Source organism: Cytobacillus dafuensis, from assembly GCF_007995155.1.
In the GTDB taxonomy this organism is placed as follows: Bacteria; Bacillota; Bacilli; order Bacillales; family Cytobacillaceae; genus Cytobacillus; species Cytobacillus dafuensis.
The window spans coordinates 2,907,368-2,922,081 of the sequence record NZ_CP042593.1 but is presented as its reverse complement, the minus strand read 5'-3'; the positions used below and the strand labels follow the sequence as shown (position 1 = coordinate 2,922,081).

Sequence of the window (14,714 nt, the reverse complement as noted above, 5' to 3'; positions counted from 1 at the left end):
TGTGGATGGTGCCTCTTCGAAAGTGGGCTTTTCGATGAGGCTACTTACTTTATACAATTCTTCCTTTTGCTCTGAATAGTCTATAATTCCATATTTATTTCTGAGTGAGGCACCTCTTTACGCCTATTAATACTTGTTCTCGTTTTATTAAATTGTTGTATAAATGATATCGTCGCCTAAAAGAATAGCAAAAGGTTGATTGCCAGAGATTTTTTGCACATAATATGGCATGACCAAGCCCTAAAGGCACTTTTTGCCTAACAAAGTGAATATCGGTCATTTCTGAAATATAACGTACTTCCTCGAGCATCTCTAGTCTTCCTGTTTTCTGTAATAGTAGCTCCCATCTCAATTGAATTATCAAAGTGATTTTCAATTGCTCTTTTGTTTCTTCTTGTAACAATAATGATTTCTTCAATTCCTGAATTGATTGCTTCTTTTAATAATAAATTGAATGGCGGGCTAATCCACGATTGGCAGCATTTCTTTAGGCTGGGCCTTTGTTGCTGGGAGAAATCTTGTTCCTAAAACAGCAGCAGGGATAACCGCGTTTTTAATCATTCTAATCCCCCTTTATTTTTTTCTTTCCGTTCTCATTCAAATGAAATAAAAAGGTTGTATTATCCCTATACTTTACAGGAATTAAGTAAAAAGGAATAATTTCGTTTCCTAGGTACATCTTAAGATAGAGAAAATTTTTATTGAATCAACTTCATGGGGTGTAATGATTGCTGAAACAAAAACAATATGTCGAGCAAAGATTCATTATATTTGCCTTGCTCGCAATAGCTATATTTGTATCCCCGCTCTTTATTTTAGGGGAGGACGCACATATACGTGTTCATGATAATTTAGATTCCAATCTTGCGTGGTATAAGGTTCTTTCGGAAAGTGGTCAATTAACCGGTTCTGTTCATGCAAGAATTCCGCAAGTAATTAATGGATATTTATCTCGAAATGCATTTGGGACAGAATACAGTTTAATCGTTTGGCTGTATGAATTGTTTCCAACTATGGTTGCATATGCATTAAGCCAGACGGTAACAAGATTCGTTGCTTTTTTAGGGATGTATTTACTATTGAAAGCTCATTTTCTTAAAGGAAGAGGATGGGAGACATTAGCTATTAATATTGGCACCTCGCTAGCGTTTGCATTTACTCCTTTTTGGCCATCAGGTATGTTAAGCACACTTGGAATGCCTTTAGCATTATGGGCTTTCTTGAATATCCGAAAGGGAGAAAAAATGTGGAAAAGCTATGTTGTGCTAACTCTTCTTCCACTTTATTCAAGTATCGTATTAGGTTTTTTCTTTTTTTTAAGTGCAATGGGGCTTTTTTGGTTATCTGATGTAATAAGAAGGAAAGGGTTTAATTGGCGCTTCCTTCTATCAATAGCCTATATGACCATTATTTATATAATCGTAGAATATCGACTTGTTTATTCTTTCTTATTTGATGATGAGCCAAACAGCAGAGATGAATATTTTCACGCAAGATTGTCTTTTTGGCAGTGTATCCGTCTAACATTCAAAAATTATATTTTTGGCCACACTCATGTTGCGACAATACATACTATTATAATCCTGCCAGTTATGCTGATTGCATTTTTTATCGTTATTAGAAAAGGGTTGTGGAAGGAAGAAAAGGAGTTTGTATTTCTTTTTTTTCTAAATTTCGTTTTATCTGCATGGTATGCATTTTGGTTTTATAAAGGCTGGCTTCCATTAACAGAACGTTTTCATTTTATGGATACATTCAATTTTGCCCGCTACCATTTTTTAAGACCTCTAGTCATTTATGTTTTGTTTGCCATTTCTTTAAAAATACTGCTGAAAATAAATTGGACGTGGGCTGTTCCAGTCTTTATTGCTGCACAGATTTTCGTTGTTTCATTAACAAATGAAGAGATAATATTTCAAAATAAACCAACAGTTAGACAATTTTTTGCTGAGGAGCAATTTAATGATATTAAAGAATTTATAGGGATCCCTCAAGAGGAATATCGAGTTGCGAGCATTGGTATCCATCCTGCTATTGCGCAATATAACGGATTCTACACCCTCGACACCTATAATAATTTTTACCCATTAAGCTATAAATATCAGTTTAGAAGAGTTATCGAGAAAGAACTTGCAAAAAACAAAACGATTCGAACTTATTTTGATGAATGGGGCGGGAGATGCTATATATTTACAAAAGAGCTAGGTAAACACTATATGTTTAAGAAACATTCAAAAAGGCGGCTGAAGAACCTTGAACTTAATATGGCTCCATTTAAGGAAATGGGAGGCACTTATATTTTCTCAGCCATCCCTATTGATAATGCATCTGACAACGATTTGAATTTAGAAAAAATTTTTGAATCAAAAAGCTCTGCGTGGAAAATCTACCTATATAAAGCCATTTAACTGCCAGGAGGAAACAAAATGAAAAGTCCAGTGCTTACTATCGTCGTTCCATGTTACAACGAACAAGAGGTTCTTCCAGAAACCATTTTACAGCTAAGCAGCTTTCTAGGCGAAATGGTGAAGGAGGAACTTGTTTCGGAAAAAAGTAAAATCTTGTTCGTAGATGACGGAAGCAAGGATCATACTTGGCAGATCATTTACAAAAGCAGCTTAAAAAATGAGATGATCCGGGGACTGAAGCTATCAAGAAATGTAGGACATCAGAATGCACTTATTGCCGGACTCATGACCGCTAGAAAAGCATCGGACTGTGTGATTTCTATTGATGCTGATCTTCAAGATGATATACATACCATTCGAGAGTTTCTTATTAAATTTCAAGAAGGATATGACATTGTCTACGGCGTCAGACGCCGAAGGGATACCGATACTTTTTTCAAAAGGAATTCTGCCCAAGGCTTTTACAATTTAATGAAAAAAATGGGTGTGGATCTCATTTATAATCACGCCGACTTCCGTTTAATGAGTAAGAGGGCACTTGATGAACTCAGTCGCTATGAAGAGGTAAATCTGTTTCTGAGAGGTATTATTCCTCTTTTAGGACTAAGATCAACAACGATTTACTATGATAGAAAGCAGAGGCTGGCAGGGGAAACAAAATATCCATTAAAAAAGATGCTTGCATTCTCTTTTGAAGGTATTACTTCTTTTTCTATCACTCCTATTCGATTAGTATTGGTCATTGGGTTTATGTCTTTTTGTATTAGTTTCTTGTTCGGAGCATATTTTTTAGGATTAAAATTTTTTGGACATACAGAAATGGGCTGGACCTCCTTAATTACATCTATCTGGCTAATAGGAGGGCTTCAGTTGATCGCGATAGGATTAATAGGGGAATATATAGGGAAAATATATAGTGAGACGAAGCGCAGACCGAAATTTATGATTGATATAGATACATTTAATATGCCGATACCCCGACATATCATAAATGACGGAGGTAATGAAAATGAACTCTTTAACCCTGATTTTGGAAAAATATCTGAAACGAACTAATTCTTTTATTCGTTTTTTGCTCGTTGGAATCATGAATACATTGACAGGTCTTTCAATTATGCTTTTGCTATTAAATGTAATTGGGTTATCTTATTGGCTATCGACATTTATTGGAAATAGTGCAGGCGCATTTGTAAGTTATTTCTTAAACCGAAGCTTTACATTCCAAAGTGAATCGAAAATAACAAAAAGCCTACCCCGTTTTATTGCAGTCATTCTTGTTTGTTACTTCATTTCATTCACAGTTAGTCACACTGCAGCAGAAATCATATCCGATATCTCTTTCTTTGGTTACATTTTCCTTTCTAAAGAAAATCTAGCTGTTATTATTGGAACAGGATTTTATACAGTAATGAACTATTTCGGGCAGAAGCATCTCGTGTTTAATTAAAGTGACCAAAAAAATGGAGGTATAAAAATGAAAGAAAATCATTTAGGGCAAAATGGTGAAGAAATAAAGCAAAGCTTAAAAGGGACAACTAATAAAGAAGAGTTTGAAATTAGTTCTACTGGTTATGGATTAGAATCTGTAACTGCCGAAAAAAATCAGGAAAATAATAATTCTTCTTGCGGAGGATTGTAATTATTTCAAACTTTTGTACAAAAAAGTACAGGTATGGAAAGCTTTATTATTTTCCATTAAAAATCCTTCCATAATCGGAAGGATTTTTTAATTATTGTTCCTTTTTATAAATGGACATTGTATTAATTCAGTATGATCATCATGTAAATAATATTGTTTCCATTCAAAATTGTCTTTTTTTCCATAGCTATTTAAGGAAGAGTGGATTGGTAATGTATCATAATCTTTTAATCTGCTTCGAATCTGATTTTTTACTTTAAGTGCATATTGTTCATTTGTATTAAATTCCATTAGCGCAGATCGAGGGGTTATAGCTAATAACATATAAGGGGAATATCTGCTTTTTCTATTTTTATGAGCGGGAGTAGCACAGTACATAAAATATTGCTCACCGTGAAAACAAAACTCCCAAAAAGGATTATCTGGGTTTTTAGGAATCTTTACTGGCCATTGTACTTCATCAAGGTTATTTAAATTTATTAGATGTTGCCAAAAAAATACTTCGAAGTCTTCTACACTGGATTTTAATTTCAATTCTTGGGGAGTATTAAAAAAGACAATGAGTGATGTATATTTTCCGAAGTCTTTATAGTTAATCGAATAATCTTTTAGTAATTCTGCCAGTTCCTTGGAAGTTTCGGGTCTTATAGGACTACCAACAAACCCGTATCTTAAATGGTTTAATGAAAATGCCTGAGTGGCTGGTATACAGGGGAAAAGCTTCTCTTTATCGATTATTTTATTTTTAAAATGATTATAGGCATGATATTGCCAAGACTTTTTTGAAAGCTCTTCAAGTTGTGAATTTTGTAGTAAAGTCATCCATTTCACACTCCTTATCCTTAAAATATGTTTTATCTGCTAGTTAGGTGAAAAAGGATAAGGTTGAATTCATGTAGGAAGTAAGGGGACAATTCCACTAAAAGGAAATAACTAGAGGCATATAATAAAAAAATGGAACATCTCACTTATGTAGATGTTCCATTTTGTCAATTATATTACATTTCTTCACTTTCGAAGTTGAATTGCCAATTAATACCGAATTTATCAGTTAATTGTCCATAACATTTGCTCCAAAATGTTTCTTGAAGTTCCATGGCAACAGTACCACCAACTTTAAGTTTCTCGAAAGTAGATTTTAAACCATCTAGATCTTTATTGACAATGGCAAGGCTGATATTGTTGCCTTCAACAAACGGCATTCCTGGAAAAGTATCAGAAAACATTACGTTGCTGCCATCAATATTAAGTCGAGTATGCATGATTAAATCTTTTGCCTCATCTGGAAGGGGATAATTAGGATCTTGAGGTGATTCACCAAAAGTCATAAATTGTGGTTTCTCTGTTCCAAAAACCTCTGCGTAAAACTCTGCTGCTTCTCGGCAATTACCATTAAAATTAAGATAGACATTAATAGCCAATTCAGTCACCCCTAAAGCTCAATTTTAAAAACAATTTACATCAATTATTGTATCATTTCACGTTATATAATAAAAATATTTCAAGAAAAATTTACAAAATAATAGAATTACCTTAAGGACTCGTCAACCTTTATCTATTTTTTGGTATGATATCAATACAGATAAATATTAATTTGAGGTGTACTAATTATTGAATATTCTATTGGTGATGATTGGCGGATTTTTTGGTGCTATAACTAGATACGGCATCGGAGAATGGATACATATTAATAATGGATTTCCATTCGGAACATTTTGCATAAATCTTACAGGCTCTCTAGTTCTTGGGTGGCTCTTAACATTTATAAGTCAAAGAAGAAAAGGTATGAAAAGATTGTCATTATTTGTTGGTACAGGATTTCTAGGATCTTATACAACTTTCTCTACCTTTTCAGTGGAAACCATTAATTTAATTGCAAATAAAGAATATTTTTTTGCAATCCTGTATGTTTTTTTAAGTGTCGCCTTAGGATTAGTCTTTGCTTTTCTTGGATATAAATTAGCTATATTAAATAATAAAGAAAAAGTTGATGTCTTATGATTTGGCTTATTGGAGTAGGCGGCTCATTTGGGGCATTGTTAAGGTATTTAATAGGTGACCTTATTAATAATAGATCAAAAGGTACTTTTCCATTAGGAACATGGATCATAAACCTAACTGGGTCACTATTATTGGGATTGCTTGCAAAATTACATATAACAAACCAAATCCAAGATTGGGTATGGTTTTTGTTTGGAATAGGGTTCTGCGGGGCTTTTACAACCTTTTCAACATTTAGTTATGAAACCGTTAAACTTCTTCTAGAAAAACAATATAAAATAGCATTCATTTATGTTATAACATCAGTATTTTTTAGTGTGACAGGAGCTGCAATTGTATTTTTTATATAAATAAAATAGGGAGTGCAGATAGCACTCCTATTTTTGGCTAATAGGAAAGTTTAAGTTTATTAACGTACTAAAGTAAAGTGTGTTATCAATTAAATATCTGCTAATAAGGTCGCATAAGAAAAAATAAGGCATTCGCCAAAAAGGCTTGGCGAATGCCAAGTTTTTCTAAAAGTATGGAGAATTTCACAGACTGTCGTTTAATAAATAAGTATGGTTAATACTACTCTTAACCTCAATAGAATAATCAAGCTTGGGATAAAGATTTTTCCAGTCTTTGTTTATTTTCTTCCATCTTTCAGGGTATTTCCTATGGATTGATTCTCCAATACCAATTAGGTCTAAGTTTTCAGTTTTTGTATAATCCAAAAACTCTTCTACTTCTTTCTTTATTTTCTGATTCAACTTTTTTTCCCAACTAGCAATTTTTGCAGGTGTAATCTCATTAAAATCTCCATGTACATCCGCAATATTAAAATTAGCGAATATTTCTATGGATATCGCGGGTTTTCCTTGTGATAGGGAAGGTTCAATATTGGTGTGACTATTTAAGTTCTCAAATGTTATAAATTTACCTTTACCTTCATTCAAAGTTTCTACAGCTGATTTTGCTTCATTTATTAAGCGAAGATATTGTTTGGTAAAAGAAGCATCGATAAAAGATACTAAGCGATCATTTCTAAATCCATATAATCCAGTTGTTTTTAAAAGCCCTTTTTCTGTTTTACTATTTATAAAAATCGCAGGGATTGTTAATTCTCTATATTCATTTACTAAATCAGAATAGACCGTTTGTAACGTTGTTTTTTTTATTGTACTAGTAAGATTTTGTGATTTCATCAATCCTTTCAAACTGGTAGAGACCAAGTTTTCTTGGACAACTTTAGATTTAATAATTTCTTCAGCACTTCCAGAAGCAACAAAAATAAGTGCTGATTGGCGAAAGTGTCTTTGGCGATATAGGATATCCACTTGTTTTTTAAGTCCTTCTTCAGCTACATCTTTTCCAAAAATGATGACACTAGAATGCCCCCAAAAGACCGAACGAGATGATTTTTCTCTTAATTTCCTTGCTGCTTCAAACAAGGTATCTCCATCCTGACTAAGATACAACTTTTTTCCCATCAATCCGGATGGACCTTGAGAAGAACCGGTTATTTTCAAAAATTCAATCGTAAGCTTTACTTTGTTATTCTTTCCCTTATCAATTCCTGTAGTTTGTACCAATATTACTTCGTTTATTTCCTGATGTCCCCAGCAGCCTGTTAGTACAATGGTACATAATAGAATATATACCCAATTATACTTGCGCGAATTCATTTTGGTACCCCCTAACAAAGTTCTCTATGAAGTAACTACTTTATTTCGTTTCCACTTTTGTTTTATAAGGGCAAAAAGCAGGATGAGCAGCGGAACCAATGCCTGAAATGTTAAGAAATACATCCCATGCTCAGAATAAAATGTAGTCAGATCTGTATATCCATCAACCTTATATCGTGCAGAAACAATATAGACTAACACAATGGGGAAAATTATATATCGACGATCTCTAATAGAAAAAATTTGACACGCAGCTTCTGTGCTTGCCCACAAATACGATGTTATTTTTACATACAGACCTATCATCCAAAAAGAAACGACTATTACATCAAACCGATCAATGACACCGCCTATACTTATATTTGAAATTAACGAAAATATAGGATATGTTTCTTTTGAGGTGGCTTCAGCTCCCATTACTAAAATGGAACTTAACACGGTTAATAAGAATAAAAAAACAGTAACCCCCATCCCAGCTATTGCAAATAAAGATGTACGCTTCGTTGTTTTTACATAATTTATCAACATGGAAATACACACTATATCTCCAAAGAATGTAATGGTGGGAACAGAATGAATCAGGGGCTTAATCAAACCATTTTCTAAAACTGGAAGGAGGTATTCAAAGTGAACTAAATTTAAAGTCAGAAGGGCAATACTAATATATGTTAAGAGCTCAACTGGAAAAATAACTTCTGAGACACGTACAAAGGTTCCTAGTCCACAAAATATAGTATAGGCAGACATGACCATCCCGATTATTAGATAAACGAATAACGGCGTTGAAGGTTCAATGTTGGCCAATAAAAATTCTACGAACTCACGTAAAACCCATGAACCTAAATCTACGAAATAAAAAAGCATCACTACATTAATAATTCCCCCTAAGAACCTCCCGAAAACTTCTTGATTTATTTGAACTAGACTTTTTTTAGGGAATATCCGTACAAGCGATACAAATATCATGACAATGAACATCCCTATTAAGCCTGAAAAAATAACCATATACCATCCGTCTCTTCCCGCTCCCTTCGTTACCTCTGCGGGTAAGAAAAAAATAGGTGAAGAGACTGTAATTAGAGTAATCAAAATCATGAGTTGTCTGTTTGAAATCTGGGATCCTTCCATATGTCAAACTCCTTATTCGATGTGCATTCATTTTGTGAAATATGAATTCTTTTTCCTGTTCATGTGGCGACGCATCAGCAAGTCCTTTAATTGAGAAAAACGAAATGGATGAAGATACGGCACACCAAAGGAATTTAGAGAAGCCAAATGTATAAGAATTAACATGCCCACAAATACCAAACCAATAAAACCTAGAAATCCTGAAGAGAATATAACTAAAAATCTAAGCATACGAAGGGCATATCCAGCATTTTGTGCAGTAAGGGTAAAAGAACAAATACCTGATAAAGAAACGATAATAACTGTTATGGGACTAATAATTCCAGCCTGAACCGCTGCTTGTCCCAATACAAGAGCACCTACGATACTAACCGCTTGTCCAGTTTGACGAGGCAAGCGAACTCCTGCTTCTCGTAAAATTTCAAATGTTACTTCCATCATCAAAACCTCAACAATAACTGGATAGGCAATAGGTTCCCGCCCTTGTGCGACGCTCAATAAAAAAGCAGTTGGAAGAAACTCATGATGAAAGCTAACGGCTGAAATAAAAAATCCTGACAAAAATAGCGTAATGAGTCCACAAATCAACCGGGTAACGCGTAATATAGAAGAAACAAAATAATGCCAATAGTTATCCTCGCTAGATTGGAAAGTCTGAAGGAAAACATAAGGAATAAGAACGACTGAAGGAGAACCGTTAACAAGAATGGCTATCCTTCCATATATTAATGACTCAACGACCCGATCTGGTCTTTCTGTTGATTCGGTTAATGGAAAAATGGTTTGTCTATAGTCAGTTAAGCTTTCCGATAGATAATGGCTATCTAAAACCGCATCAAGCTGGATATTTTTAATTTTCTGATGCACTTGAGCTAGAATTTGTGGATCTACACAGTCAGTTACCGAAACAATAGCGATTTTTTGTTTGCTTACCTTGCCTAAGTGTAAATAATCAATTTTTAGTTTGGGGGTAGGTAAATGAAATCGAATTAATCCGATATTATTTTGTAATGACTCGGTAAAGCCGTCATGTGGACCTTTTACAGTTACCTCATTATCGGGTTCCTTTATGGAACGTGTCTCTATGTCTAAGGAGTCAATCGATATTCCTATTTGGTTTGAAAATAAAAATACTGTAGCTCCATAAATTAATTGATCAACTACGTCTCCTACTGTTTTTACTTGAGTTGTATTTTTTATTTTTAACATTTCTTCTATAACATTTTCTTCAATAGCATAATGCGTGTTATTCTCCAATTTTAGTTGTAATAGTTTATCAAAAATTGGAGTTGGATCTGCTAAATTTGATAGATACAAAACAGTGATAAAATGAGGTTTTTTTGAATTTTTCTCACTCAATGGAATGTTTTTGATAATTAAATCAACCGTATTTTGCATTACTTCTTTGATTGAACGTATATCTCCTTCTTTATTACTAATCATACGTCCAGGAAGATAGGCTTTCATTTCCATTCACCTCTAATGCATAACATAACCGACTTCATTCAATTATATGCCTTAATGAATAAAAACAGGGGTTTGGGAAATCATTCGTATAATAATGAATTTACGGAGGGTTACATGAAAGCTGTCATATTCCTGCATATTTTCTCTTTTGTTTGGCTGATGGTTATGATTTGGTACATTCCTAACAGTTTTATCGATTCAACTTATAAGCACTTCACTTGGCGATTTCTAATGGTCAATGGATTAACACTAGTTCCAATTACCATATTTATATTTATTGCAAGTCGTTTTCCATCATTTTCAGTACGAAAAAAATGAGGAAAGAGGAGGGAGCTAGTGAAAATATATGAAGGGGGACCACCAACAATACGCGATTTTTGTAGGCTAAGCGATTGCAGTCTTGTAGCATCTATATTGAGTGTAATTTTTTTGAAAATTATTAATGAATTAAGTTAATACCATTGACAATATAAAAATATATTCATATTATTATACTAAAAGTTGCGTTAGGGAAAAATAAAGGCAGGGGTGAAAAAAACATGCGTTCGACCAAGAGGTTGACCTTATATCAAGGGAAAAAAGGTGATTTCATCCGTATTACTGATATATTTTTAGAAGGTGTAATGAGAAGAAGGTTATTAGACTTAGGGTTTGTACCAGGAGCTATAATTGAAGTTTTGAAGAAAAGTCCGCTTGGAGATCCAATTGCTTTTCGAGTGAGTCAAACAACAATTGCATTAAGGAAAGAAGAAAGTTCTAAAATTGAAGGCGAGTTGATCAGCAATGACGAACCCAATTAGAATTGCCTTAGCTGGAAACCCGAATACTGGAAAAACCACCTTATTCAATGCCCTAACTGGTTTAAGACAACATACAGGAAATTGGGCAGGTAAGACCGTTTCGCTTGCAGAAGGTAATGTTCAATTTAAGGGAAAAACTTATCATTTTATTGATCTTCCAGGCACATACTCTCTATTTTCAAATTCAACGGACGAAGAAGTAGCTAGGAATTATATTGTGTTCGAAAGACCAGATGTAACGCTTGTCGTGTTAGATGCAACATCATTAGAAAGGAATTTCAATCTTGCATTGCAAATTTTAGAAATGACAAGGAATGTGATCGTTTGTATTAACTTAATCGATGAAGCAGAAAAAAAAGGGATTAAGATTAATGAGCGTTTATTGACTAACAGACTCGGTGTTCCAGTTATTAAGTTGTCAGCTCGTAACAAGGTAGGTTTTGATCTATTACTTGATACGATTGAACGGATTGTAAATGGAGCCATTGAATGTAATCCAACTCAAATGACATATTCCGATGAAATCGAAGAACAAATAAAAAAAATCGAACCCTATATAAGAGAAATGGTAGGAGATCGTTTATCGTCACGATGGGTTTCTCTTAGATTACTAGATGGGGATGAGAGGCTACTAGATGAAATAAAAAATCGTCTGCAATTGGAGGAGGTAAAGAAAACTAATGAATATCGAACAGCTATACTCTGAGGCACAACAACTGTCTTCACCAAAGCTAAGGGACGAGATTGTTCATCATTTATATAAGAGAAGTAGCCAATTGTGTCAAGAAGGGGTCACTTATTCAAAATCAAAAAGTGATACAAAGACAGAAAAGTTAGATGCGATATTTACTTCTCCGCTTTTTGGTTTCCCAATAATGATTGTTATGCTAGGGCTTGTTTTTTATCTAACCATTGCAGGTGCTAATATCCCATCTTCAATGCTCGCAGAGTTTTTTGGATGGTTGGAAAATTATATAACTGCATTCTTTACCTTTATTCATGCTCCTGAATGGCTTCATGGTGTATTGGTATTAGGTTTATATAGGGGAACAACTTGGGTCATAAGTGTTATGCTTCCTCCTATGGCTATCTTTTTTCCAACATTCGCCCTATTAGAAAACTATGGCTATCTGCCACGTGTCGCATTCAATATGGATCGGATATTTAAAAAAGTAGGGGCCCATGGAAAGCAATCATTAACAATGGCGATGGGGTTTGGTTGTAACGCAGCAGCAGTTATTTCAACTCGAATTATTGAATCGCCAAGAGAGCGTATGCTAGCAATATTAACGAATAATTTTGTTCCATGTAATGGACGTTGGGGCACATTAATTGTATTAGCATCTCTTTTTATGGCGGCAAATTTTACTGGAGGACTTAAATCGCTTGTAACAACTGGGGTAATAGTCGGACTGGTCTTATTTGGAATTATAGTCACCTTCTTTGTTTCATGGGTTCTTTCAAAAACAGCGCTTAAAGGTGTTCCTACTCATTATACGTTGGAATTACCTCCATACCGCCGTCCGAAGTTCTTTGATACGGTAATCCGATCATCTCTTACAAAATCATGGACAGTATTAGTGAGAGCTGTTAAGGTAGCAGCTCCAGCAGCGATATTAACTTGGGTTATTGCAAATATATACATTGGTGACACAAGTATCTTGATGTATATGGTTCAGTTTTTGGACCCGTTCGGACAATTGCTAGGATTAGATGGTTACATCATGTTGGCATTTATTTTAGGTATGCCTGCTAACGAAATTGTATTTCCAATCCTTTTGATGGGATATTTATCAACTGGCGCTCTCACAGAGGTTGATAACTTAGTAGACTTGAAGAATATTTTTCTTGAACAAGGATGGACGTGGGTAACAGCGCTTAACATGATGTTATTTTCTCTCCTGCATTATCCATGTGGAACAACATTAATTAATATTTACAAAGAAACCAAAAGTAAGAAATGGACTTTTCTTGCGTTCCTCATTCCAACAGTAATCGCTATTCTTGTACCATTTATTATTGCACAAACTGCAAGGTTGTTAGGGTGGATATAAAATAAACAAGAATAAAAAAAGAGTGAGTATAATTAGTTTAACTTCACCCCAATTGTTAGACACAACTAACAATTGGAGGTGTTTTTTTATGACTGACTATGTTAAAACTTAGTGTTGAAAATGCTATTTTGTTGTTGATTGGAGCTGAAGGCGCGAGACCCCTGCGGGAGAAGCGAGTCAAAGGGAGACCCCGCAGGAGCGCTCTTCGACGAGGAGGCTTCCAGACCGCCCGCGATCGCTAAGTGCCTGCAGCGAAAATCAACAGGGAAGTTTAACTGAAGGCAGTTATTACTATCTCCACATCTAATTCTTATTCCTCTCCTTCCATCTGCCATATCCAAATTGAAAGCTGTAATGTCATTGCATCATGGAAGGATTGAGGATCATATCCTGTTATTTCCTTGATTTTTTTTAATCTATAAATAAGCGAATTTCGATGAATATACATATTTTTTGCACATTCCCCAATGTTAAGGTTATGTGCAACGAATTGTTCTATTGTGTCAATGAGTTTTTCTGATAAATCTCCTAAAACTCTATTAGAAAATTGTTGTTTTGCTCGTGCATCAAGTTGATCTAAAAGTGCTTTCGTTTCTATTTCACTATACGCAATTAAGGGCTGCTCTTTCCTTCCCAGTTTTAAAGCGCATAATGCTTCATCATAGGAGTATCTTATATGTGCTTGATCTATAACCGGAGTCCCTATTCCAATTCTTACAGCAATTCCTTTTGACTTAAGGATACTTAATATCTGTAGCAATTTTTGTCTTAAATAGTCTTCAGGCAGGTTCAAGGCTAAAATGAATATACGATTAACGCTTAAAAAACCAATGAGCGTCTGTTTTAAAGGGAAAAAATCCTCAAATTGCTGAAGCAAATCACTTTTTGTTGATTCATTTAAATCTAATTCAACGACAGCTACTTGATTAGGCGACTCAATTTTACTCTCAATTAAATGTAGTCTTTGATTAATAGTTTCACTTTTTAATGGAATATTAATTAAATCTTCAAATATTAATTCCTTTAAGTGCTGTTTCCATTCAAGCTGTTCTGTTAGAAAGGAATGCTGAATGATCATTTCAGTAATCATTTTGACTAACTCTCCAAATTCCATAATTTCGTCTGGATTTCCCGTTATTCCAATTACTCCAATTATTTGATTTTGAAATTGGATTGGGAGATTAATTCCAGGGTAAGCACCCTCCCAGTGATGCCTATCCATTTCTCGAATAATAAGCGGTCTACCTGTTCGAAGTACTTCTATGGCACCAAAATGAGCCTGATTCATTCGCTTTAAATTACCGGAAGCAATAATGGTTCCGGTTTTATCCATAATATTAATATTTCGATTTAATCGTATCATTGTTTGCTTCACGATTTCTTTTGCTATATTTACCGTTAACATAAAGGACATCCTTTATAATTGTGATTTTTATCTATTATATACAATAAAACATATAAAAAAATACTATTTTTTGTTTATATTAAACGATGATTAATCTAGTTCAAGTAATTATAATATTAATTAAGAATTGTTGTGTTATATAACA

15 protein-coding genes are annotated in these 14,714 nt (G+C 34.2%); 9 read left to right on the top strand and 6 right to left on the bottom strand.

The features are described from left to right. Positions 1 to 728: 728 nt before the first annotated feature. The 4 genes from FSZ17_RS13830 to FSZ17_RS23465 are packed head-to-tail and all read left to right on the top strand — an operon-like array spanning position 729 to position 4,047. Positions 729 to 2,408: a DUF6044 family protein gene (locus FSZ17_RS13830; protein WP_057771016.1), complete on the top strand. Its 1,680-nt coding sequence runs from the start codon at positions 729 to 731 to the stop codon at positions 2,406 to 2,408. 18 nt (positions 2,409 to 2,426) lie between these two features. Beyond that, positions 2,427 to 3,464 (top strand): glycosyltransferase family 2 protein, encoded by a 1,038-nt coding sequence (locus FSZ17_RS13825; protein WP_057771014.1) that lies wholly within the window; start codon positions 2,427 to 2,429, stop codon positions 3,462 to 3,464. Continuing rightward, positions 3,418 to 3,855: a GtrA family protein gene (locus tag FSZ17_RS13820; protein WP_057771012.1), complete on the top strand. Its 438-nt coding sequence runs from the start codon at positions 3,418 to 3,420 to the stop codon at positions 3,853 to 3,855. The genes FSZ17_RS13825 and FSZ17_RS13820 overlap by 47 nt, the downstream gene beginning before the upstream one ends. Before the next feature lie 27 nt (positions 3,856 to 3,882). After that, positions 3,883 to 4,047 carry a hypothetical protein gene (locus FSZ17_RS23465; protein WP_156416234.1) on the top strand — a complete coding sequence of 55 codons (165 nt, stop codon included), beginning with the start codon at positions 3,883 to 3,885 and terminating at the stop codon, positions 4,045 to 4,047. 87 nt (positions 4,048 to 4,134) lie between these two features. On the opposite strand, the gene FSZ17_RS13815 is transcribed toward FSZ17_RS23465, so the two are convergent. Both FSZ17_RS13815 and FSZ17_RS13810 read right to left on the bottom strand, forming a co-directional pair. After that, positions 4,135 to 4,869, bottom strand: coding sequence for a YqcI/YcgG family protein (locus FSZ17_RS13815; protein WP_057771010.1), 735 nt, complete (start codon positions 4,867 to 4,869; stop codon positions 4,135 to 4,137). 176 nt (positions 4,870 to 5,045) lie between these two features. After that, positions 5,046 to 5,468 (bottom strand): VOC family protein, encoded by a 423-nt coding sequence (locus FSZ17_RS13810; RefSeq protein ID WP_057771008.1) that lies wholly within the window; start codon positions 5,466 to 5,468, stop codon positions 5,046 to 5,048. A gap of 190 nt (positions 5,469 to 5,658) precedes the next feature. Between FSZ17_RS13810 and crcB (FSZ17_RS13805) the strand changes: the two genes are divergently transcribed. Both crcB (FSZ17_RS13805) and crcB (FSZ17_RS13800) read left to right on the top strand, forming a co-directional pair. Next, the gene (crcB, locus tag FSZ17_RS13805; protein ID WP_057771006.1) at positions 5,659 to 6,048 is read left to right on the top strand and encodes a fluoride efflux transporter CrcB; all 390 of its coding nucleotides are present in this window, start codon (positions 5,659 to 5,661) and stop codon (positions 6,046 to 6,048) included. Next, positions 6,045 to 6,398: a fluoride efflux transporter CrcB gene (gene crcB / locus FSZ17_RS13800; RefSeq protein WP_057771004.1), complete on the top strand. Its 354-nt coding sequence runs from the start codon at positions 6,045 to 6,047 to the stop codon at positions 6,396 to 6,398. The genes crcB (FSZ17_RS13805) and crcB (FSZ17_RS13800) overlap by 4 nt, the downstream gene beginning before the upstream one ends. Positions 6,399 to 6,581: 183 nt before the next feature. On the opposite strand, the gene FSZ17_RS13795 is transcribed toward crcB (FSZ17_RS13800), so the two are convergent. Genes FSZ17_RS13795 through FSZ17_RS13785 form a run of 3 tightly spaced genes read right to left on the bottom strand, consistent with a single transcriptional unit; the run spans position 6,582 to position 10,310 of the window. After that, entirely contained in the window at positions 6,582 to 7,715 is a 1,134-nt protein-coding gene (locus FSZ17_RS13795; protein ID WP_057771001.1) for a Ger(x)C family spore germination protein, read from the bottom strand. 24 nt (positions 7,716 to 7,739) lie between these two features. After that, complete coding sequence (locus tag FSZ17_RS13790; RefSeq protein ID WP_057770998.1) at positions 7,740 to 8,843, bottom strand: GerAB/ArcD/ProY family transporter; 1,104 nt, start codon at positions 8,841 to 8,843, stop codon at positions 7,740 to 7,742. 27 nt (positions 8,844 to 8,870) lie between these two features. Next, positions 8,871 to 10,310, bottom strand: a complete 1,440-nt coding sequence (locus FSZ17_RS13785; RefSeq protein ID WP_057770996.1) for a spore germination protein — start codon at positions 10,308 to 10,310, stop codon at positions 8,871 to 8,873. Between the two features lie 539 nt (positions 10,311 to 10,849). Here FSZ17_RS13785 and FSZ17_RS13775 point away from each other — a divergent pair. The 3 genes from FSZ17_RS13775 to FSZ17_RS13765 are packed head-to-tail and all read left to right on the top strand — an operon-like array spanning position 10,850 to position 13,164. Continuing rightward, positions 10,850 to 11,110, top strand: coding sequence for a FeoA family protein (locus FSZ17_RS13775; RefSeq protein WP_057770992.1), 261 nt, complete (start codon positions 10,850 to 10,852; stop codon positions 11,108 to 11,110). After that, positions 11,094 to 11,816, top strand: coding sequence for a FeoB small GTPase domain-containing protein (locus tag FSZ17_RS13770; RefSeq protein WP_057770990.1), 723 nt, complete (start codon positions 11,094 to 11,096; stop codon positions 11,814 to 11,816). Before FSZ17_RS13775 ends, FSZ17_RS13770 begins: the two co-directional genes overlap by 17 nt. After that, positions 11,791 to 13,164 (top strand): nucleoside recognition domain-containing protein, encoded by a 1,374-nt coding sequence (locus tag FSZ17_RS13765; protein ID WP_057770988.1) that lies wholly within the window; start codon positions 11,791 to 11,793, stop codon positions 13,162 to 13,164. Before FSZ17_RS13770 ends, FSZ17_RS13765 begins: the two co-directional genes overlap by 26 nt. 310 nt (positions 13,165 to 13,474) lie before the next feature. Here FSZ17_RS13765 and FSZ17_RS13760 read toward each other — a convergent pair whose 3' ends face one another. Continuing rightward, the gene (locus FSZ17_RS13760) at positions 13,475 to 14,569 is read right to left on the bottom strand and encodes a CdaR family transcriptional regulator (protein WP_057770986.1); all 1,095 of its coding nucleotides are present in this window, start codon (positions 14,567 to 14,569) and stop codon (positions 13,475 to 13,477) included. Positions 14,570 to 14,714: the final 145 nt, after the last annotated feature.